Source organism: Prochlorococcus marinus CUG1415 (assembly GCF_017696015.1).
In the GTDB taxonomy this organism is placed as follows: Bacteria; Cyanobacteriota; Cyanobacteriia; order PCC-6307; family Cyanobiaceae; genus Prochlorococcus_A; species Prochlorococcus_A marinus_AE.
The window spans coordinates 23,992-44,017 of the sequence record NZ_JAAORL010000001.1 but is presented as its reverse complement, the minus strand read 5'-3'; the positions used below and the strand labels follow the sequence as shown (position 1 = coordinate 44,017).

The 20,026-nt window shown below is 31.5% G+C and carries 25 protein-coding genes; 14 read left to right on the top strand and 11 right to left on the bottom strand.

Annotated features, from left to right (window positions below; all coding sequences use genetic code 11):
- Positions 1–2: 2 nt before the first annotated feature.
- The gene (gene coaE / locus HA143_RS00230; protein ID WP_209082672.1) at positions 3–620 is read right to left on the bottom strand and encodes a dephospho-CoA kinase; all 618 of its coding nucleotides are present in this window, start codon (positions 618–620) and stop codon (positions 3–5) included.
- A gap of 77 nt (positions 621–697) precedes the next feature.
- Between coaE and argJ the strand changes: the two genes are divergently transcribed.
- The 3 genes from argJ (at position 698) to HA143_RS00220 (ending at position 3,261) form a co-directional block, all read left to right on the top strand.
- On the top strand, positions 698–1,936 hold the full coding sequence (gene argJ, locus HA143_RS00225; protein ID WP_209084354.1) for a bifunctional glutamate N-acetyltransferase/amino-acid acetyltransferase ArgJ: 1,239 nt from the start codon (positions 698–700) through the stop codon (positions 1,934–1,936).
- Positions 1,937–2,419: 483 nt separating this feature from the next.
- Positions 2,420–2,551, top strand: coding sequence for a hypothetical protein (locus HA143_RS09775; protein WP_257469963.1), 132 nt, complete (start codon positions 2,420–2,422; stop codon positions 2,549–2,551).
- A gap of 38 nt (positions 2,552–2,589) precedes the next feature.
- A complete protein-coding gene (locus tag HA143_RS00220) occupies positions 2,590–3,261 on the top strand; it encodes a hypothetical protein (RefSeq protein ID WP_209082671.1) in 672 nt (223 codons plus the stop codon).
- 214 nt (positions 3,262–3,475) lie between these two features.
- Here the strand turns inward: HA143_RS00220 and HA143_RS00215 are convergent, their stop codons facing one another.
- The 3 genes from HA143_RS00215 to HA143_RS00205 all read right to left on the bottom strand — a co-directional run bounded on the left by HA143_RS00215 (position 3,476) and on the right by HA143_RS00205 (position 4,508).
- Complete coding sequence (locus tag HA143_RS00215) at positions 3,476–3,793, bottom strand: hypothetical protein (RefSeq protein ID WP_209082670.1); 318 nt, start codon at positions 3,791–3,793, stop codon at positions 3,476–3,478.
- Positions 3,794–4,119: 326 nt separating this feature from the next.
- On the bottom strand, positions 4,120–4,287 hold the full coding sequence (locus tag HA143_RS00210) for a hypothetical protein (RefSeq protein WP_209082669.1): 168 nt from the start codon (positions 4,285–4,287) through the stop codon (positions 4,120–4,122).
- 38 nt (positions 4,288–4,325) lie between these two features.
- Positions 4,326–4,508, bottom strand: a complete 183-nt coding sequence (locus tag HA143_RS00205) for a hypothetical protein (RefSeq protein ID WP_209082668.1) — start codon at positions 4,506–4,508, stop codon at positions 4,326–4,328.
- 310 nt (positions 4,509–4,818) lie between these two features.
- Between HA143_RS00205 and HA143_RS00200 the strand changes: the two genes are divergently transcribed.
- From HA143_RS00200 to HA143_RS00190, 3 genes are all read left to right on the top strand, one after another.
- The gene (locus HA143_RS00200) at positions 4,819–5,673 is read left to right on the top strand and encodes a PD-(D/E)XK nuclease family protein (RefSeq protein ID WP_209082667.1); all 855 of its coding nucleotides are present in this window, start codon (positions 4,819–4,821) and stop codon (positions 5,671–5,673) included.
- A gap of 84 nt (positions 5,674–5,757) precedes the next feature.
- Positions 5,758–6,006, top strand: a complete 249-nt coding sequence (locus tag HA143_RS00195) for an LlaMI family restriction endonuclease (protein ID WP_209082666.1) — start codon at positions 5,758–5,760, stop codon at positions 6,004–6,006.
- Positions 5,990–6,184: a hypothetical protein gene (locus tag HA143_RS00190; protein WP_209082665.1), complete on the top strand. Its 195-nt coding sequence runs from the start codon at positions 5,990–5,992 to the stop codon at positions 6,182–6,184. Before HA143_RS00195 ends, HA143_RS00190 begins: the two co-directional genes overlap by 17 nt.
- A gap of 25 nt (positions 6,185–6,209) precedes the next feature.
- Here the strand turns inward: HA143_RS00190 and HA143_RS00185 are convergent, their stop codons facing one another.
- The 3 genes from HA143_RS00185 to cbiD form a co-directional block, all read right to left on the bottom strand.
- Positions 6,210–7,544: a tetratricopeptide repeat protein gene (locus tag HA143_RS00185; RefSeq protein ID WP_209082664.1), complete on the bottom strand. Its 1,335-nt coding sequence runs from the start codon at positions 7,542–7,544 to the stop codon at positions 6,210–6,212.
- A gap of 205 nt (positions 7,545–7,749) precedes the next feature.
- Positions 7,750–9,336, bottom strand: coding sequence for a glutamine-hydrolyzing GMP synthase (gene guaA / locus HA143_RS00180; RefSeq protein ID WP_209082663.1), 1,587 nt, complete (start codon positions 9,334–9,336; stop codon positions 7,750–7,752).
- A 48-nt stretch (positions 9,337–9,384) separates the two neighbouring features.
- On the bottom strand, positions 9,385–10,503 hold the full coding sequence (gene cbiD / locus HA143_RS00175; RefSeq protein ID WP_209082662.1) for a cobalt-precorrin-5B (C(1))-methyltransferase CbiD: 1,119 nt from the start codon (positions 10,501–10,503) through the stop codon (positions 9,385–9,387).
- An 87-nt stretch (positions 10,504–10,590) separates the two neighbouring features.
- Here cbiD and HA143_RS00170 point away from each other — a divergent pair, with 87 nt between their 5' ends.
- Positions 10,591–11,727, top strand: a complete 1,137-nt coding sequence (locus HA143_RS00170) for a pyridoxal-phosphate-dependent aminotransferase family protein (protein WP_209084352.1) — start codon at positions 10,591–10,593, stop codon at positions 11,725–11,727.
- A 1-nt stretch (position 11,728) separates the two neighbouring features.
- On the opposite strand, the gene HA143_RS00165 is transcribed toward HA143_RS00170, so the two are convergent.
- The gene (locus HA143_RS00165; RefSeq protein WP_209082661.1) at positions 11,729–11,926 is read right to left on the bottom strand and encodes a hypothetical protein; all 198 of its coding nucleotides are present in this window, start codon (positions 11,924–11,926) and stop codon (positions 11,729–11,731) included.
- 133 nt (positions 11,927–12,059) lie between these two features.
- Between HA143_RS00165 and HA143_RS00160 the strand changes: the two genes are divergently transcribed.
- The 5 genes from HA143_RS00160 (at position 12,060) to pdxA (ending at position 15,819) form a co-directional block, all read left to right on the top strand.
- Positions 12,060–12,572: an AbrB family transcriptional regulator gene (locus HA143_RS00160; protein WP_209082660.1), complete on the top strand. Its 513-nt coding sequence runs from the start codon at positions 12,060–12,062 to the stop codon at positions 12,570–12,572.
- 56 nt (positions 12,573–12,628) lie between these two features.
- A complete protein-coding gene (locus tag HA143_RS00155; protein WP_209082659.1) occupies positions 12,629–13,048 on the top strand; it encodes a DUF6554 family protein in 420 nt (139 codons plus the stop codon).
- A 167-nt stretch (positions 13,049–13,215) separates the two neighbouring features.
- On the top strand, positions 13,216–13,617 hold the full coding sequence (locus HA143_RS00150; RefSeq protein ID WP_209082658.1) for an HNH endonuclease: 402 nt from the start codon (positions 13,216–13,218) through the stop codon (positions 13,615–13,617).
- 263 nt (positions 13,618–13,880) lie between these two features.
- The gene (locus HA143_RS00145; protein ID WP_209082657.1) at positions 13,881–14,759 is read left to right on the top strand and encodes an SDR family NAD(P)-dependent oxidoreductase; all 879 of its coding nucleotides are present in this window, start codon (positions 13,881–13,883) and stop codon (positions 14,757–14,759) included.
- A 25-nt stretch (positions 14,760–14,784) separates the two neighbouring features.
- The gene (pdxA, locus tag HA143_RS00140) at positions 14,785–15,819 is read left to right on the top strand and encodes a 4-hydroxythreonine-4-phosphate dehydrogenase PdxA (RefSeq protein WP_209082656.1); all 1,035 of its coding nucleotides are present in this window, start codon (positions 14,785–14,787) and stop codon (positions 15,817–15,819) included.
- Here pdxA and accB read toward each other — a convergent pair.
- A complete protein-coding gene (gene accB, locus HA143_RS00135) occupies positions 15,796–16,302 on the bottom strand; it encodes an acetyl-CoA carboxylase biotin carboxyl carrier protein (protein WP_209082655.1) in 507 nt (168 codons plus the stop codon). The genes pdxA and accB overlap by 24 nt on opposite strands.
- Positions 16,302–16,862 (bottom strand): elongation factor P, encoded by a 561-nt coding sequence (gene efp, locus HA143_RS00130; RefSeq protein WP_209082654.1) that lies wholly within the window; start codon positions 16,860–16,862, stop codon positions 16,302–16,304. Before efp ends, accB begins: the two co-directional genes overlap by 1 nt.
- 43 nt (positions 16,863–16,905) lie before the next feature.
- On the opposite strand from efp, the gene HA143_RS00125 reads away from it, so the two are divergent.
- A complete protein-coding gene (locus HA143_RS00125; RefSeq protein ID WP_209082653.1) occupies positions 16,906–17,997 on the top strand; it encodes a peptidylprolyl isomerase in 1,092 nt (363 codons plus the stop codon).
- Positions 17,990–18,976, top strand: a complete 987-nt coding sequence (thiL, locus tag HA143_RS00120; RefSeq protein ID WP_209082652.1) for a thiamine-phosphate kinase — start codon at positions 17,990–17,992, stop codon at positions 18,974–18,976. Before HA143_RS00125 ends, thiL begins: the two co-directional genes overlap by 8 nt.
- Here thiL and gap read toward each other — a convergent pair whose 3' ends face one another.
- Positions 18,977–19,999, bottom strand: a complete 1,023-nt coding sequence (gene gap / locus HA143_RS00115; RefSeq protein WP_209082651.1) for a type I glyceraldehyde-3-phosphate dehydrogenase — start codon at positions 19,997–19,999, stop codon at positions 18,977–18,979. It lies immediately after the preceding gene.
- Positions 20,000–20,026: the final 27 nt, after the last annotated feature.

Genomic DNA, 20,026 nt, shown 5'->3' with positions numbered 1-20,026 from the left:
GCTCAAAGAAGTTCTCTTATAGTATTGATCCATTTATTTTGATCATCTGAATTATCTAAAATAATATCTGAAAGTTTGTTTTTTTGTTCAAAACTTAATTGAAGATTTATGGTTTCAAATGCTTCTTTTTCGCTAATTTTATCTCGTGTAATAAGTCTTTTTTGTTGTAGTTCTCTAGGACATTTAACTAACCATATTTCAGTGCAAATATCTTCAAATTTTGCTTCAAATAATAATGGAATAACCATTACTATAGTTTGATTATTTTTGAATTGACTGCATTCGTGAATCATTTTTTCTTTAATTAAGGGGTGAAGTAGTTTTTCAATCCATTCTTTACTTTCTGAATTTTTAAAAATAATGTTTCTTAAAAGTTTTCTATTTATTGCTTTCTCTGAATTGTTCTTATTATCAATTATTTGATTTCCAAAATAGTCTAAAATTTTTTGATATCCATATGTGTTTGGTTTGATTAATTCTCTTGATAAATTATCTGCATCTAATATCGGAATTTTTTTATGTTTTCTAATGTAATTAGTTATAGTTGTCTTGCCACTTGCAATACCTCCTGTTAAACCAATTCTTCTTTGGTTATTTTTTAATTTGTGAATAATATCCATATAGTTAATAATAATCTAATTATCTATTTCTTTAGTATTAAAGAGAAGTTAGTATGAATTACAAAGATAAAAAAAGATTGAGCCAGTTTGATTCCACTTGGTCGTTTGTTGATGAAGGTAATGAAACACCTAACGGTTTTCTTTTTGCTGGGATTTCAGCTGGATTAAAAGCTTCTAATAAGAAAGATTTAGCACTTATACTCGCTCCAGAAGGAAGTATTTTTAGTGGGATGTTTACCCAATCAATAGTTCGCGCTTCTTGTATAGATATTTGTGAGGAAAGGATTAAGCAATCTTCAGGTTTTGTACGAGCAATACTAATTAATTCTGGTCAAGCAAATGCATGTACAGGAAATCTTGGAATTCAACATTTTCAAATTGCTACTTCAAAGATTGCAGAACTTTTAGGAATAAAAGAAGAAGAAGTTTTAATGTGCTCAACTGGTGTAATTGGTGTTCCTATACAAATCAAAGATTTAGTAAAAAATTTACCGAATTTAGTGATTGATTTAAAAGTTAATAACTTTCAAAATGCAGCAGAAGCAATTTTAACTACTGATTTGACTGTGAAAACAGTTTTAATAGAGACGATTATTGAAGGTAGAAAGATAAAAATAGCAGGGTTGGCAAAAGGATCAGGAATGATTTATCCCAATATGGCCACAATGCTTGCTTTCCTAACCTGTGATGCCGGCATTGAGAAAGAAGAATGGGACCAAATAATTTCTATTGCGGTTAAAAAATCTTTTAACGCAATATCAGTTGATGGAGAAACAAGTACAAACGATTCTTTCGTTGCAATAAATTCAGGCAATAAAATTGAGAAAAGATTTTTGCCAATTATCCAAAAAGGTATTGATATTGTATGTCAAAACTTGGCAAAAAATATTGCGAGAGATGGAGAGGGGGCAAATTGTTTATTAGAAGTTTTAGTTGAAGGAGCAAGAAATAATGATGATGCAATTATGGTTGCTAAATCAATATGTAATTCCTCATTGGTAAAAACTGCGATACATGGGTGTGATCCTAATTGGGGAAGAATCATTTCTGCTGCAGGTAATTCTGGGGTTCATTTCAACCTAAATGACGTTGACTTGTATATAGGTAATGATCAGATTTTGGAACAGGGTAAGTTAAATCAATATGATTCGAAAAAAGTTACCGACTATATTAAGTCCAAAATGAATGGTGCATATTTAGTGGATGATATTGTAAAAATTATGATCAATCTAAATTCTGGCGAATCGAAAGGGACAGCTTGGGGATGTGATCTTTCTAAAAAGTATGTTGAAATAAATAGCGAATATACCACCTAACCTAAAACCCCAGTTATAGCAATGCATTTGAGCATTATAAAAATCAAGATACCACTAAAATACCACTTGATTTTTTTTTAATTTTTAAAGTTATTTTTTGATATTATGCAATGTTACAAAACATAAGAACATTATTTTTTGATTAATATTCAGAGATAATTAATTTATATTTTTTAGATAAATCAAATCAAATTATAAAAAGGCTTTGTAGTGAGTAAATCTATTCATTTAAGGATACAAAGATTTATTAAATATTTCTTTTTTTTTCTGTTAGGAATTACCATTCCTTATTTTCTGCTTGTTTTTACTATTTACATTAATTTGTGGATACCCTCGATAGATTTTTTTTTACTTTATGTACTAGTAATAGTTATTCTCTTCTTTGCTCTGGTAAAGATTTTTAGTATCAATTCGAGAAAAAATCAAATAAAAACTTTTAAATATTCAGTTATATATCCTCATTTGTTTTGGATTATTATTGCTATGGTTACTTTTACGTTTAACTCTTTTTATGACCCAACCGGCGGTTGTAATCCGCCTGGACCAGATGGACCTAATTGTCATCTATGCCCTAAAGGAACTACTGGATGTGAGGATATATATAAGCAAGATTGATTATTTGATTAATATATAAAAAACTTTCAAGTAATAAAGTGATACATCCTCTTAATAAGCATAGAAGAAGAACTATAAGAATTATTTGTGCTCTAATGAATCCTATATTACTAATTGCTTCTTTTATGGCAGTAATTATATTGACTTTTGCTTATTTGTCTGCACTTTCTATAGGGCAATTAGTAGTTGGATTACCAGTTTCTTGCTTAGTTATTTACTGGTTTTTTCAAATTTTTTTAGAGGAATATAGAGGCGAATATGAAAGAATAGTCGTTCGTACTAATAGAAGTTTGTACCTTTCTGATTTTTCTAAAACAATAAATGTATTTACAGATTTTTCAGCAGGTTTTTTCTTGCTAAATAATATTCAATTAATTGAATCTATATCCTTACCGAAAGGAATTAGGAGGTTTTCTTATTTTTATGAAGACTCAAAAAATCCCCAATGGCATGACCCGAAGGAATGTATCAATACATTGTTATACATAAAAAATTCAATTGTTGATTTTATCGAATCTTCTCAGACTAAAAATATTAAGAGAATTAATTCTGAAATTGCGATTGGAATTCAGCGGGATTGCGAAGTATTTATTTCTATATGTGAGAGCCTAGAAAAAAATAATTTGCCATGTAATTTTTCGCTTCTAAGTCAGTCTGGATGGACTCATGATATTCATCTTGATTACAATAAAAATGGTTATTGCATTTAGTATTTCATTTTAAATTTTATTCTTTTACTAGATATTAAACATAATGGATTTCTTCAATTAAAGAAAAAAACACTCTATAGGGGGTTTAGCAAAATTAGTATATATAAATAGCGAATATACTACATAAGTCTAGATCCGCTGCGGCACAACTGAAGTCAGTGTTTTGATAATTCATATGACGCTAATATGACAGTAATAAATTTAATAATTTTCTTTAAAAACAAGAAAAATATTGCGAAAATGGTTTGATGGAATCATTTAAATAATGACCGCTTTGGGTGTAGTTTTTATTTTCAAGATCATATATTTTAAAGTTTATGATTCGCCTATTATTAGAAGATATGGTTGTGGTAATTTTTTTATTTTTGAAATTTATAACTTTTTCATACTTATTAACAACGAATTTTTTATCTCTTAAAGGGTCATAAGAACTGACATGAAAAACTGATTTACCTAGGATTCGACTAAGTAAATCATCTTTAATTTTATAGGTGGTCTGAAAATTATTATTTTGTGGGTTGAGACAAGTCAAAAGAAACTCTTTTGAGTAAGCACTTGAATTGAATGAGAAAAAGAAAAATATATATAAAACACACGGTAAATTATTTATTTTTAACATCATCATTAAATTATTTACTACTTATCTTATCTTTCTGACACCAATATGACACTAGTTAAATCCTTGAGATTCCAGTTATAACTTGATTTATATCTTTATATAGAAATCAATAGCGACTATACGACTTAACGCTAAAACGTAGTTATATCAATAGATTTGAAGATTATTAATATGTTGCTTACGGTCTGCTTACATTAAATTAGGACTTATTATGACTAATTTAATTTAGTCGTACTAGGTTAAACATATCCATTAACTATGGTTGGATATTCTTTGTTTTTGAACATTTTTCTATAATCATCATGCAATCTTTCAGTTGCCAATTTTCTTTTCTTCATTGCATCTCTGATTACATCCATCTCATTGAATGTTCGATTGAGAATGGTGAATGGAGTAGTTAGTTTCATAAAACCTCCTTTTTTAATAAAGACTAAAAATTAAAAACTCAGTCGCAGTAAATTAAACAATTTTGATTTGTTGGATGTTCTCTACATTCTTTCTCCCAAAAGTTTTGAAACTCAGGAATGCATTTCTCAAGTTCTTTTGGGGTTTCGTTTAGATTTATTCCTGCATAATTAAACACAGTTAAATATCTTGGAAGAATGTTAAATTGATTGAATAGTTTCATAAGACCTCCTAGATCTATATCTATATTGTCCTCCTATTAACTTGAAATTCATAGAGTATTATTACCCGAGTAGAAGTGCTTTGTGGTTGTCACGACTATCTTTTCCCATTCACTAGGAATAGAAATAATTCAGGAGTCAAAAGCACTTCATCGACTTTGTGGACCGGGAGGTGCATACGACTCGAAGAGGGCAAGCAAATGCCCTCTTATTTTTTCTAATTTGAGTAATCTTTAATAAAAAATTTTGTTAATAGTTTCAATTTAGATAATCTATGAATGAGGAATCTCTCTTGCTGGATTTAATAATGTAATGATTGATCTAAAGAGAAATAGTAAAAAAGAACCTGTTAAAGCAACTGGATTAAGGACTAGAGCTTCTTCTTCTTATTCTCCTAATCAAAAAGAAGATTTTAAAATAAGTCGAGGAAGATTTTCTAATTTTTTAACCTGCAAAAGATGTTTTTATCTAGATCGGGTTAAAGGATTAGATCCACCAGGAACGCCAGGATGGACTTTAAATGAGACCACAGATTTACTTTTAAAAAAAGAATTTGATTATTGTCGAGAAAGACAAATACCTCATCGGTTATTTATTGAAAATGATTTAAGTCATCTAGTTCCTTTTGATCATCCAGAAATTGATGATTGGCGAAATTCTCTACACAAAGGATTGATGCTGAGACATAAAGATACAAACATAATATTGACAGGCGGAGTTGATGATATTTGGCAGCACAAAATTACTAAGCAATTAATAGTTGTTGATTACAAATCACAGGCAAAACTTGGGAAAGTAGATAAACAAGACTATCTAGATGATCCTTATCATGAGGGATATAAAATCCAGATGGATTTTTATGCATATCTTCTAAGAGGAATGGGATTTGATGTTCACCAAACATCTTATTTTTTAGTCTGCAACGCAAAAAGAGATGATGGTGAATTTAAAAAAAGAATGAATTTTGATGAATATTTAGTTCCTTACAATTGGCATTCTGATTGGATTGAAAACAAAATAGATGAAATGATTTCTTTAATCAATAATCACCGAATACCAGAACCTAATTCATCATGTAAAAACTGTGCTTATTCTGAACAATATGCAAAATTAGTTTATAACCCTGTGACAGTTCATGATGAAGAAATCCAAGGCAATCTTTTCTAATTCACTAGAACTGGCAATCTCTAATTTGATTTGTCTTTGTAATTAAATTCCGCTACTGTAATTTTCATTACTTGAAAAGTATGTATGGATGCAGTTAAAGAAAAAATAAAGGAATTATTTTTTAAAAATGTATATGGTTTATCACCAAATATTGAAGGTTATGACAAAAAGCATGCTGGAGTGAAAGGGCATTGGTTAGAAAAAAAACTTGGGAAAACACCAGATGCTTCAAATGAAGCAGATTTTTGGGGTTACGAATGTAAAAATTTCACTAGCAACAAGACAACATGGGGTGCAAGAAAAAATTGGATGGAGAGTGTTATACAGCGTTAGACAAATTGATAATCGAGAAGACAGAGGCTTTATAAAATGGGACTCAATATTTTTAGATGATTTTTTAAAAGGAACTAGTTGGAGTAATTCAACAGGTGGTGGTGGTGGAGAAGATACATTAACTGCGCCTTATAATCATTTTTCCGATTTGCAAGAATCACTTTTTAAAAGTCAGTGATATACGATTTCTCAACAAGAAAAAATTAATTCCCTTTTTCAACACCCCATACTTTTCTTAATGCTTTTAAATCAAATTCTGTGACAAACATATCATCTACTGGATATAGAAAATTATTGTAAGACATCACTGTCTTCTTGCTATTAATTCTCATATCTTCGGGATCAAAATTAGATTTACAATATTTTCCACAACCCTCATCAAAATGTGCCAAACCAAGGGCATGTCCTAATTCATGAACTATTGTATAGGCACTGTCTACGGATAAAGTAGGATATTTTTTTAATTTTGGAATATCCATTGGAGGGTCACCCCATGCGACATCTAATCGAAACCATTTATCTGGAACATTATCTCCATTATCATACGCCGCTCCGTAGTTATCCTCATGTATATTAGTTTTATATATTCTTATCATTGCGTCAGTCTTTGAATAAACTCTTTTAAAATCGAGGTCAATATATTTATCAATCTTAGAAATAAAATTTACAATGAATTTCTCTTCATCTAAAGAGTGTTCATATGTTTTCTTAAAATGTTTTGGCAACAATTTAGAATTTAGTTTGCCGTTTTTATCGTGAAGGTAATAAGTAATTGGTCTTGTATAAGTATTACCATCAAATCCAGCATATTTATTAAAACCTCTGAATAAAGGGTCAGATGAAACGTCGGTATAAAGTATATCTTTAGTAGATAACTTAACTTTATTTCTAATATTTTTCTCAAATATTTCTAGTCCTTTATTTTTGTCAAATACTGCACCTTTAATATCTCCTATAGATACTTTATTGAAACTACGATCCAAATAACTATAACCATCTTTTGGATTAATTTTTATTGCTTCTGTATAGTCAGATATCGCTCCTTTATAATCTTCTAAATTTTCTTTTGCAATTCCACGATTAGAATATGCAAATTCATGTTTTGGATTAATTTTTATTGCTTCTGTAAAATCAGATATCGCTCCTTTATAATCTTCTAAATTTAATTTTGCATTTCCACGATTATTGTAGGCATCGGCATACCATGGATTAATTTTTATTGCTTCTGTATAGTCAGATATCGCTCCTTTGTAATCTTCTAAATCTTCTTTTGCAATTCCACGGTTATAGTAAGCATATTTATGTTTTGGATTGATTTTTATTGCCTCTGTAAAGTCAGATATTGCTCCTTCATAATCTTCTGCGTCTAACTTATCAATGCCACGATTATTATAAAATTCTGCGCTTTCTGCGTTAATTTTTTTATTATGAAAGATAATTGCGGAAGTTACCAGACTGACACCTCCTTTAACTAAAAATGGTTGACCAATAGGCATTAAAGATAATATTGCTCCAAAAAAAGCAGTCCTTTTTTTCATATCAAAATTTACTTTTTTTAAATATACCAACTGTAGAGAAAATGCTCTTTATACGATTTCTCTATAGAGATGAGATTTTACCCTCACGTGTAACCTACGTGTAACCTCGCTGTTGAGATCCATTGCAAATAGGATAACAGATTCTCACGTGTAACCCACGTGTAACCAACTTTTTTAGACTATAACTGACTTTATACGCCTTTGACTATTCCCACTCAATAGTTCCAGGAGGTTTGCTTGTAATATCATAAACAACCCTATTAACAGAAATCACTTCATTAACGATTCGATTTGAGATTCTCTCTAGAATATGAAAAGGAATTTTTGACCAGTCTGCTGTCATACCATCTTCACTGGATACACAACGTAAAACTATGGGCCATGCATAAGTCCTTTTATCACCCATAACTCCTACCGTTTTAACGGGTAACAATACTGCGAAAGCTTGCCAAATATCATTATAAAGACCAGCTTTTTTAATTTCGTCTCTCACTATCCAGTCTGCATCTCTTAAACAATCTAGTTTTTCATTGGTCACTTCTCCCAAAATTCTTATCGCTAGCCCAGGCCCAGGAAATGGATGCCGTTTGATAATTTCATCCGGCAAACCTAAAGCAGTACCTACTTTGCGTACTTCATCCTTAAAAAGTTTTCTTAATGGCTCAACTAATTTAAATTGTAAATCTTTAGGCAATCCACCTACGTTGTGATGACTTTTTATTTTTACAGCTATTCTCTCACCTGTCTTAGGATCAATATTAGTACCAGCACTTTCAATAACATCAGGATAAAGAGTACCTTGCGCTAAATAATGAAAAGGTCCCAGTCTATTACTTTCTTCTTCAAATACTCTAATAAATTCTTCACCAATGATTTTCCTTTTTTGTTCTGGATCAGTAATCCCTTTTAATTTTGCAATAAACCTTTCCCTAGCGTTAATATATTCAACCTTTATATGAAATTTATTATCAAAAAAATTCATTAGGAATTCCGGTTCACCTTTTCTCATAAACCCTTGGTCTATAAACATGCATGTAAGCTGATTGCCAATTGCTTTATTGAGTAGAAAAGCAAGAGTTGAAGAATCAACTCCTCCTGACAAGGCAAGTAAAACTTTCTTATTGCCAACTTGCTCTCTTATCCTGGGAATTGTCTCCTCTAAAAAAGTTTCAGTTGTCCAATCAGATTCGCAACAAGAAATTTTATAAACAAAATTTTTAATTATCGTCATCCCATACTCTGAATGCACTACTTCAGGATGAAATTGTACGCCAAATAATTTTTTTGTATCATTTGAAATTGCTGCATGAAGTGTATTCTCTGTATGAGCAATTTTATTAAATCCATCTGGCAAACAATTAATTGAATCGCCATGACTCATCCACATTATAGATTTATCTACTACATCAGAAAAAAGATCACATTCGAAATCTATATTTATTGGAGCTCTCCCATACTCAGCTTTTTTAGTTGCTAAAGTTACAGATCCTCCAAGTTCTTTTACCATTAATTGCATTCCATAGCATATGCCAAGAATAGGAATTCCTAAATCAAAAATTTTTTCATCACATTTAGGCGCATTTTGGTCATATACAGAATTTGGTCCTCCACTCAAAATTATTCCATTAGGATTAATATTTTTAATATCCTTAATTGAAATACAGTTACTTACTACAAGAGAAAAAACATTAGTTTCTCTTATTCTTCTTGCAATTAATTCAGAATATTGAGATCCGAAATCTAAAATTAATATTGAAGGATCTCGTTCTTTTGTTAAAGATTTTTGACTCATGTATAAAAGTTAGCTCAATTTATTTACAAAAGCATAATCAAGCAAAAATTAATCGCATTGAAAATAAGAAATATAATCTTTACCGTTTATTCCTGCCCACCTTATTTCCCTTTTTCTATCAAAAATAATTGCTGCAATTTCCATATCCGTTGTGACATACCTATTGACATAAGCAAAAGAACGCTTTTCAATCGTATTTGATAAATTTTGGAATAATTTATCAGCTATAGATTTATTAAATCTTTCAAGAAATAATAAGGCATCCTCAAGTGTATTTAAGTGAGATAATTTGACTATTATTTCGGGCGGTAATTTTTCTTGAACGGCTAAATAAACAAGAATCTCAATTCTTCCATCAGCCAAGTGATTATGTGTGTGAAAAATGCCGCCTGCTAATTTAATTAATTTTCCGTGATAACCAAAAAGAATTACAGTTTTAACATTTTTTATTGCAGCATCAACTATTAATGGTCCTATCCAGTTACCAACTTTTATAATTGGAAACTTAAAATTACAAGTTTTTGCCAAATTTAAACCATTTTGACCAATAACAAAAACAACTTTCCCTTGAGAATCATTTTTAATTAACTTTGCTAACTTAGTTTTAGCCTTTTCTAATTGACCTGGTGAAGCACTCGAATAAGTCTCAGCAGAAGTTCCGATAATAGATAATCCATCCACAATACCAAATGACTTATTACTAGTTCTTTCTGCTAAAAACTCCCCATTTGGGAAAATAATTTCTAAATTCAATTTAAAACCCTCTGGAATAATATCCAATAAGTTTGCACATAAAACTTCTTTAGCAAAATCAGAAATACATATTTCTGATGTGTTCTCTTTAATACCAACACCAGATCCTGCAATAATATTGATTTGATTTGTTTTATTAGGATTGTTAAGAGAAATTTTTTCTAAAGAGGCTATCGTCCATATTTCTAAGTTTTGTGTAATGTCAAGATCTAAGCCAGACTTTGCAAAGGTAATTCCTAATGAATGCGAATCACCTTTAATTAAACCAACAGAATGAATCTCGATTTTTATTTCTTTTGTTTCATTAGGAATTTTTATTAGTTCAAAATTGTCAAATGAAAAACCTATTAATTTTTTTAATGCTGACCTAGCAGCTCCAGCAACCCATATTGGTAAAGAAAATCCTTTTTTCAAATCAAGTAATTGAAAAATATATAATGAGAACTAATCTAAGAATGACCTATTTAATAAAAAGTGGCCATACAACAAAAATTATCATTGATGATTCCTGGACCTACACCAGTTCCAGAAAAAGTTTTACAAGCATTAAGTAAGCATCCAATAGGTCATCGTAGTAAGGAATTCCAAGAGCTCGTAGAGAGTACTACTAAAAATTTACAATGGCTTCATCAAACTCAAAATGATGTTCTAACAATTACAGGAAGTGGTACTGCCGCAATGGAAGCTGGCATAATAAACACCTTAAGTAAAGGCGATAAAGTAATTTGTGGAGAAAATGGAAAATTTGGCGAAAGATGGGTAAAAGTTGCCAAAGAATTTGGATTAGAAGTAATAAAAATTGATTCCCAATGGGGTACTCCCCTGAATCCAGAAGAATTCAAAAAAATATTAGAAGAAGATAAACAAAAAGAAATAAAGGCAGTTATCTTAACTCATTCTGAAACCTCAACAGGTGTAATTAATGATCTAGAAACTATAAGCTCATATATTCGGGAACACAACACAGCATTATCTATTGTTGACTGCGTAACAAGTCTTGGAGCTTGCAATGTACCAGTAGATAAATGGCAACTAGATATTGTTGCTTCAGGATCACAAAAGGGCTACATGATACCACCAGGACTAAGTTTCATAGCAATGAGTCAAAAAGCATGGGTAGCTTGTGAGAAATCGAATTTACCAAAATTTTATTTAAATTTAAAATCCTATAAAAAGAGTCTTTTAAGTAACAGTAATCCATATACCCCGGCAGTTAATTTAGTTTTTGCTTTAGATGAAGCTTTGAAAATGATGCGAGCAGAAGGCTTAGAAAATATTTTCCATAGACATAATAAACATAAATTAGCAATGAGCAATGCTGTAAAGGCTCTAAATCTACAATTATTTGCTGATGAAAGATTCTTAAGCCCTTCAATTACTGCAATAAAAACTGGAGAAATGGATGCTGAAGAATTTAGAAAGACAATAAAAAATAAGTTTGATATCCTACTTGCTGGTGGTCAAGATCACTTGAAGGGGAAAATATTTAGAGTTGGTCACCTAGGATATGTAAATGATAGAGATATCATTACAGTAATTTCTGCTATCAGTAATTCACTGCTTGATCTAGGCAAAATAACAGCTCAACAAGCTGGTGAAGCATTATTAGTGGCATCTAAATATCTTGAGGGAAATTGAGTTAAGTGCCTGGCTCTTCAACATTTCCACCTAATTCAAAAATTTTTTTTCTAAGAATTATTGATTTTTTTGTATCCCCCTTAGTTTGAGCTATTGCAAGAGCGAATTCTAATTTTTCAAGCTGGTGGCCGCCCTCAAAAAAAGATAATTTTTTCTTTACATAGCTTTTATTAGCTCTGTATGAAACTTGTGAAGACATAAAAATTAATGCTTTAAATAATATTATGCCAACAAAAGGGAACATTAGTAGATAAAACAAAAATATAATTTGACTATCAACCCAATCAAAAAAAATTTTTTCTAATATTGTCACCAAACATCTTTCATAATTTATGCCAAACATAAATCTAATCTATTATCTACTTGCAGGTGGAATTTTTGGAGCCTTAGCTCTAAAAACTGGTATCCCTGCTGCTCCTCTTGCAGGCGCTTTAATAGGTGCAAGCATACTAAGCATAAGTGGCAAAGTGGATATAGCAGAGTGGCCAATTGGAACAAGAACATTATTAGAAATTGGAATTGGGACAGTTATTGGCACATCTTTAACTAAAGACTCATTAGTTGACCTTCAAAGCTTATGGAGGCCGGCTATCTTAATAACTTTTACTTTAGTTATTACCGGATTAGCAATTGGGTTATGGACAAGCAGATTACTTAATATAGATTTGATTACAACAATTCTAGGAGCTGCGCCAGGAGGTATTAGCGGTATGAGTTTAGTAGGTTCAGAATATGGAGTTGGCCCTGCAGTTGCAACTCTACACGCAGTAAGATTAATTACCGTCCTTTTAATTCTTCCCCTAGTTGTGAAATGCCTGAACTTATTTGGACTAATAAAATCTTAAATTTCTATAGACATATTCTCAATAAAAGATACTTTTAAATAGAAGAAAAAAGTTTAATGCAAAGATTCAAGCTGAAAAAAATAATATTATTAACTTTAGGAATAATCACTCCTCTATGCATTCAAATATCCAAAGTTAATGCTGGATCATTTGGAGCTGAAATTTTCTGTACTATGAGAGATGGAGGAAATGATCATGAAAGTAGTTGGGATGCAGCATATACATATATAAAAAAACAAAAAGGAGGGTTTTTCAAAGTATCACCTAAACAAGCAGCATCTCAAATTACTGAATCAGTCATAAGAGATAGAGAAAAATATAGCTATTGTGTTGAATATCTAGATAATCTTCATCCAAATAGAAAACTACAAAGAGAGTTACAAAAAGAAGCAAAAAGAAAAGAAAAGTTAAAAAAAGAATTAGAAGACAGAAATGAAGACTTTCCAGAAGAAACAATTGAAAGATACAGCTATTAATAAAATTCTGAGTTTTTAAAATACTTTTGAGTAATTATGTAATATATTTTATTTTGTATCTGTCAACACTAAATTATATTTTAGGTGCGAATTTTGGATAAAAAATTATAAATCAATATTGACTTTTGATATATTCAAGCCATTATTTATTTAACTAAATATTCTGAATGCATATTAATGATGCGGTGTTTTTAGAGGATTTATGTCCTAAGTTCAGATTCAGACAATGGCGAAAATCAATTCATAGATTTACAGGAAAAAGTTGTATATATTGCGGCAAACCATCGGAATCCATTGACCATGTATTACCCCGTAGTCAAGGTGGCTTAAGTACCACAGAAAACTGTGTCCCTGCATGTCTTTCTTGTAATGGGGATAAATCAGATGAAAATGCTTTGTATTGGTATAGAAGACAAAAATTTTATGATCCAAGAAGAGCAATGGCTATAAGAGCATGGCTTGAAGGAGATTTACGATTAGCTGTAAGATTATTGCAATGGGCTAATCCTAATTTTAAGATAAGAAATAAAGATTACGAGCAAGGTGAATCAAAATATAGAGCAGCTTGACTACCAAACTTTACATAATTTTCTAGAGTGATAATTTTCACATATTGTTTCCATTTCTTTTGGCGATTCTGGGAATATTAAAATTGTGCACAATGCAATGAGAACAATAAATAATTTTTGGTAGAATTTAAAATCAAATAATCTTATTTCTTTTTCTCTGCTGGGAGTATAAATTTTGCTATTGCAGAAAGTTTTTGATTTATCGCTAGATTTAACAGTTGTCTCCATCATTAAATAATACATTTGTACTACAATAATACATTATGAATAATATCGCAAGTTCACTAAACAATAAAAATAAATTTTTAATCTTAGGATGTGGTTTTACAGGTAGTTTCTTTGCAAAAACCATCAAACAAATTGGTTGCACTGTTTTAACCAGTTCTAGATCTGAAAAAAAAGATCCCAATAATTTTGTGTTTAACAGTGAAAACGGTAAAGTTCCTGATGAAAAAATTTTTGATGGAGTCACGCATATTCTTAGTTGCATTCCTCCGGACAAAAATGGGAAAGATCCAGTCTTAGGAAGTCTTAAAAGTATGCTAGAAAATTTATCACTTGAATGGGTTGGATATTTATCTACCACAGGAGTATATGGCAACACCAAAGGTGATTGGGTATCTGAGATTGATAACCCGAACCCTTTTCAGAAAAGAAGTCACAAGAGATTAAATTGCGAAAGAGAATGGATTGAATCTGGTTTACCAATACAAATTTTTAGATTACCCGGCATTTATGGACCTGGAAGATCCACTTTTGAAGCAATAAGAAATCAAAAAATTCGCGTTATCTCAAAAAAAGATCAAGTATTTTCAAGAATTCATGTTGCGGACATTACAAATGCAATTATCTATCTATTACAGAATAAAGATTGTTTAAAGTTTCACCAAATTATTAATATTGCAGATGATGAACCCAGTTCCCAAATAGAAGTTATTCAATATTGCTACGATCTTCTTGGCTTAAAAATGCCAAATCCAATTTTATTTGAGGATGCAAAAAAAGAATTATCACCCATCGCTCAATCTTTTTGGATGGAAAATAGAAGAGTTTCTAATAAACTATTATGCAAAACACTTGGATATAAACTAATTTATAAAAACTATAAAACAGGCTTAAAAAATTGCTTTTTAAATAGTTAAAAATAAATAAATTTAAAATCTTTTTATGAATTTTAAAATTACAAACAATAAATTTAAAATAGTATTAAGCGTTGGAGATGAGTCTGGAATAGGACCTGAAATAATTTTAAAAGCTCTTTGTTCTAATGAGTTACCAAGGAATATCGAATTTATATTAGTTGGTTCAAAAATAAATCTACAGAATACATATATGCATCTTAGATCTTTAGGATTGGAAAACCTAGCCAATCCAAATAGTTTAGAAATCCATGATATCGAAATTTGTTCATCTGATAATCAATCTCAAGCAAGTTATGGTAATTCAAGCTTCTATTACTTGACCAAAGCAATTGAAATTGTTAAACAATTGCCTATGTCAGCTCTAGTAACTGGACCAATTTGTAAGAAATCATGGTCACTTGCAGGTCATTATTTCTCTGGACAGACTGAAGTATTAGCTAAATCGTGTGGAGTAAAAAATGTTGGAATGTTATTCACAGCTAAATCGCCATTTACAGGTTGGAGATTCAATACCTTACTAGCCACAACCCACATAGCACTTAGTGAGGTTCCAAAGAGTCTAAATACAAGACTGATTCATTCAAAATTAGATCTTTTCAAAAATTTTTGTAATACATATTCTGAAAACCCTATTTTAAAAGTTGCGGGATTAAACCCTCATGCTGGAGAAGAAGGTATTTTGGGTAATGAAGAAAGAGATTGGCTTAATGATTCATTGATTACTTGGAATAAAAAAAATAAAGATATTAAATTACTAGGCCCTTTATCGCCAGATAGTTGTTGGAATTCTTCAGCCAAAGCTTGGACACACAAAAATACCGACAAGCATGATGGCATTCTTGCAATGTATCATGATCAAGGATTAATACCAATGAAGGTTATAGCTCATAACTACTCAGTAAATACGACAATAGGCTTACCTTTCATCAGAACATCTCCGGATCATGGCACAGGCTTTGATATTGCTGGCAAAGGAATAGCTCAATCTCAAAGCATGATTGAGGCTATAAAAACTGCAATTGATATGACTAAAAATTCAAACCTGCTTAACACGCATTAGAACTTGACCAAATTCAACTGGAGTTCCATTTTCAACGAGAATCTCTACTATTTCAGCGTTAAATTCAGATTCGATTTCATTCATTAATTTCATAGCTTCCAAAATACAAATAGTTTGCCCGACCTTAACGTTGTTACCTAATTCAACGAATGGATCCTCCCCAGGGGCTGAAGCCCTATAAAAGGTTCCAACCATAGGAGATGTAATATCGGTCAGATCTGAGCGTCCAGGAGGGGATACTTGAGGGGCCTCAGGCTCATTAACTGTTGATACATTATCATTGATGGATATTTGATTAGCATTTGATTGCCTATCAAACGAATTATTAGAGACTAAATTCTTAGTAAATTGGTTCTGATCAAATAAATTCCGTTTTATTTCAAGTTTAAAGTCTTCTCCCTCTAGAGAGAATTCTTGAATATCGCTTGTTGAGATTTTTTCTATTAAGCGATTTAAGTCTTCATGATCTAATTTCATAGCCATTAATTTTCACGTCCAAGATAACTATCGTTACGAGTATCAACTTTAATAATTTCCCCCACAGAAATAAATAAAGGAACCATAACTTGAGCACCTGTTTCTAGAATAGCTGGTTTTGTGCCACCACTAGCAGTATCACCTTTAACTCCAGGATCAGTTTCTGTAACTTTTAAAGTGATAGTTATAGGAAGTTCCACTTCTAAAACCTTACCATTATGGAAAATAACATTAACCTCCATACCTTCTTTCAGATACTTCGCACCTTTACCAATTTGGTCAACAGAAAGGCGTGTCTCTTCAAAACTTGTCATATCCATAAAAACATAATCTCCAGACTCCACATACGTGTGTTGCAGGTTAGACTTCTCAAGGATAGCCTGTTGTACTGATTCTCCGGCTCGAAAAGTTTTTTCAACCACGTTGCCGCTTTGAACTGATTTTAATTTTGTTCGCACAAAAGCAGAACCCTTACCAGGCTTGACATGTAGAAATTCTACAACACGCCAAACCTGTCCATCCAATTCGATGGTAGTACCTGTGCGAAAATCGTTACTGGAAATCATTCCTGTATTACATCCCCAAGGATCATAAACCTGCAAGAGTGCTATGCAAAAATTCTTATCAAATCAGAACAAACTTTTCTTGATTCTATCAATCATAATTTTACAGGTTTTTCTATTTAAACCAATTCAAGTTCTAGCTGATTTACCTACTGGAAATGCGGTAAAAGACCCTAACGCAATCCTCAGAAACGCACTGCCTATCAAGCAAGTTGAGTTACAAGAAATTCAACATAAATTGGAAGAAACTAGTAACTTTATCAGAGGAGGAAGATGGCCAGCTCTAACGAAAACTGTTACAAAATGTCAATCTTTACTAAAAAAATACCAAAGTCGAATTATTCAAGAATTACCGAATGATAAACGGAAAATTGCTGAAACAATATTCTTAGAACTCAAAGATAATTTTGATAGCCTTAACGCTCATGCCAAATCAAAGGATAAGAACTCATTTGTGGCAACCCGAAAAGATACTTTAGATAAAATTGGTGGATTGGAAGAATTTTTTCTACCAAATCAATTTCCTTACTCTATTCCAGCAGAATTTGATAATCTACCAAGATTACTTGGACGAGCAAAAGTTAATATAAAAACGTCCAAAGGAGACATGAAAGCAATTATAGATGGATATAATGCTCCCCTTACATCAGGAGCATTTATAGATTTATCTTCAAAAAATTTCTATACAGATTTACCCATTAACAGAGCAGAAGAATTTTTTGTTCTGCAAACAGGTGATCCAATTGGAGAAGCAATTGGTTATTTAGATCCTGAAACAAATGAAGAACGTCACGTTCCTCTCGAAATTAGAATCCCTAATGAAAAGGATACTTTTTATAATCAAACTTTTGAAGATTTAGGCCTTTACACAGAGACACCAACATTACCTTTCGCAACTCTTGGAACACTTGGGTGGTCCCACTCAAATACTGCTGTTGATGATGGCTCATCGCAATTTTTCTTCTTTTTATATGAAGCAGAATTAAACCCAGCAGGTCGGAATTTAATTGATGGAAGGAATGCAGCCTTTGGCTATGTTATAGATGGATTTAATGTATTAGAAGAACTAACCAAAGAAGATAAAATTGTCTCCATTGATGTTTTAGAAGGGATTGAAAACCTCAAATTAAATGCATAAAGAATTATTAGAAGATATAGGGGAAAAAGAATTAATAAATAGGCTTGGAAAATTTATGCCTGAAAATCAAGTTTCAGATGATTGCGCTTTAATCAAAGCTAAACATGAAAACTTACTTGTTAATAATGATTCTTTGGTAGAAAATGTTCATTTCAATGACCTTACTATTTGCCCTCAAGACCTTGGATGGAAAGCAGTTGTGAGCAACATCTCTGACTTATTATCCAGTGGTAGCAAAAAAACTATAGGAATTACAATAAGTCTGATTTTACCTGCGAAAACTGAGTGGATTTGGGTTGAAGAGTTATATAAAGGAATAAATCAAGCTTTAAAAGAATATGGTGGAATAATTCTTGGAGGAGATTGCTCAAAGGGAAATCAAAAAACTATATCAATTACAGCCCTTGGCATTCAAGGGGAACTTGAATTAAGAAGAAACGCATGTAAACCAGGAGAAATCATCTTAACCACAGGAATTCATGGTCTTAGCAAACTAGGATTTATGATACAAAATAAAAGTAATTTTGATAAAAATGTTTTTCTAAATGAAAGATTAATCAGAAAGTCCATTGAACATTTTTGTCGGCCTGAAGTTTACCCAAATTTTCTAAATAATCTCCTTAAAACTCGCTCCAATAAAAAAATTACGAAAATAGGATGTACTGATAGTAGTGATGGTCTATTTCAAGCAGTACAAGATTTAGCAATCGCTAGCAACTGTAAAGCAATTATGAATTACGATAAAATACCCAAAGATAAGGATTGGCCAAAAGGAGATAAATGGGATGAATATTATTTTTTTGGAGGTGAAGATTACGAATTAGTTTTCTCATTGCCCAAAAAATGGGCAATGAATTTATATAAAATAGATAAAAATATTAACGAGATTGGTTTTTTTACTAACGGTGAACCTTCAATAGAATTTAAAGATAATAAGCAAAATAAATTATTGAACAATGCACCTTTCAAACACTTTTAATTATTCCCATTTTTTAGCAACAATCTCGGCTAAATCTACGACCCTTTGGCTGTAACCCCACTCATTGTCATACCATGCAACGACCTTAACAAGGTTATCACCAATACACATAGTAAGATCAGTATCGACAATTGATGATTCATTAGTGCCTGCATAATCGCTGGAAACTAATGGTTCATCACCATACTTAATAATTCCCTTCATTGAACCTAAAGAAGCTTCTTTAAGAGCATAATTAACTTCCTCACTTGTGACAGATTTCGAAGATTCAAAGACTAAATCAACTGCCGAAACATTCGGGGTAGGCACTCTCATTGCTATACCAGTTAGTTTGCCTTTCATTTCTGGGTAAACCAAAGCAACTGCTTTAGCAGCACCTGTTGAAGTAGGAACAATATTTGTTGCTGCTGCTCTAGCTCTCCTTAAGTCTCTATGACTATTGTCCAAAATCCTTTGATCACCAGTGTAACTATGAATTGTAGTCATCAAACCTTTGTTTATGCCAAAAGTTTGATCTAAAACCTTCACTACTGGGGCCAAGCAGTTTGTAGTGCAACTTGCATTACTTAAAATATCGAAATCTTTATGTTTATAAGTATCAGCGTTGACTCCTACAACATAAGTACCCACACCATCACCTTTCCCAGGGGCAGTAAGAATTACTTTCTTAGCTCCTACTTCTAGGTGTTTACTTGCAGCAACATCTGTATTAAAAACACCAGTTGACTCAATGACCAAATCAACTCCCCAATCTTTCCATGGAAGATTCATTATGTTTCTATCAGAGAAACACTTAATTGTTTTGTTATTTATTACAAAAGTGTCATCAGTATATTTAATATCAACCCCATCCAGCTGTCCTAATACTGAATCATATTTAAGGAGGTGGGCATTGGTTTTAGGATCGGAAGTTACGTTAATTCCAACAACCTCAATATTGGTGTAAGCACCTCTACTAAGCCAACAACGCATAAAGTTTCGACCAATTCTGCCAAACCCATTAATAGCAACACGCAAAGTCATAACTGATAATTTCTAATGATTAACCTA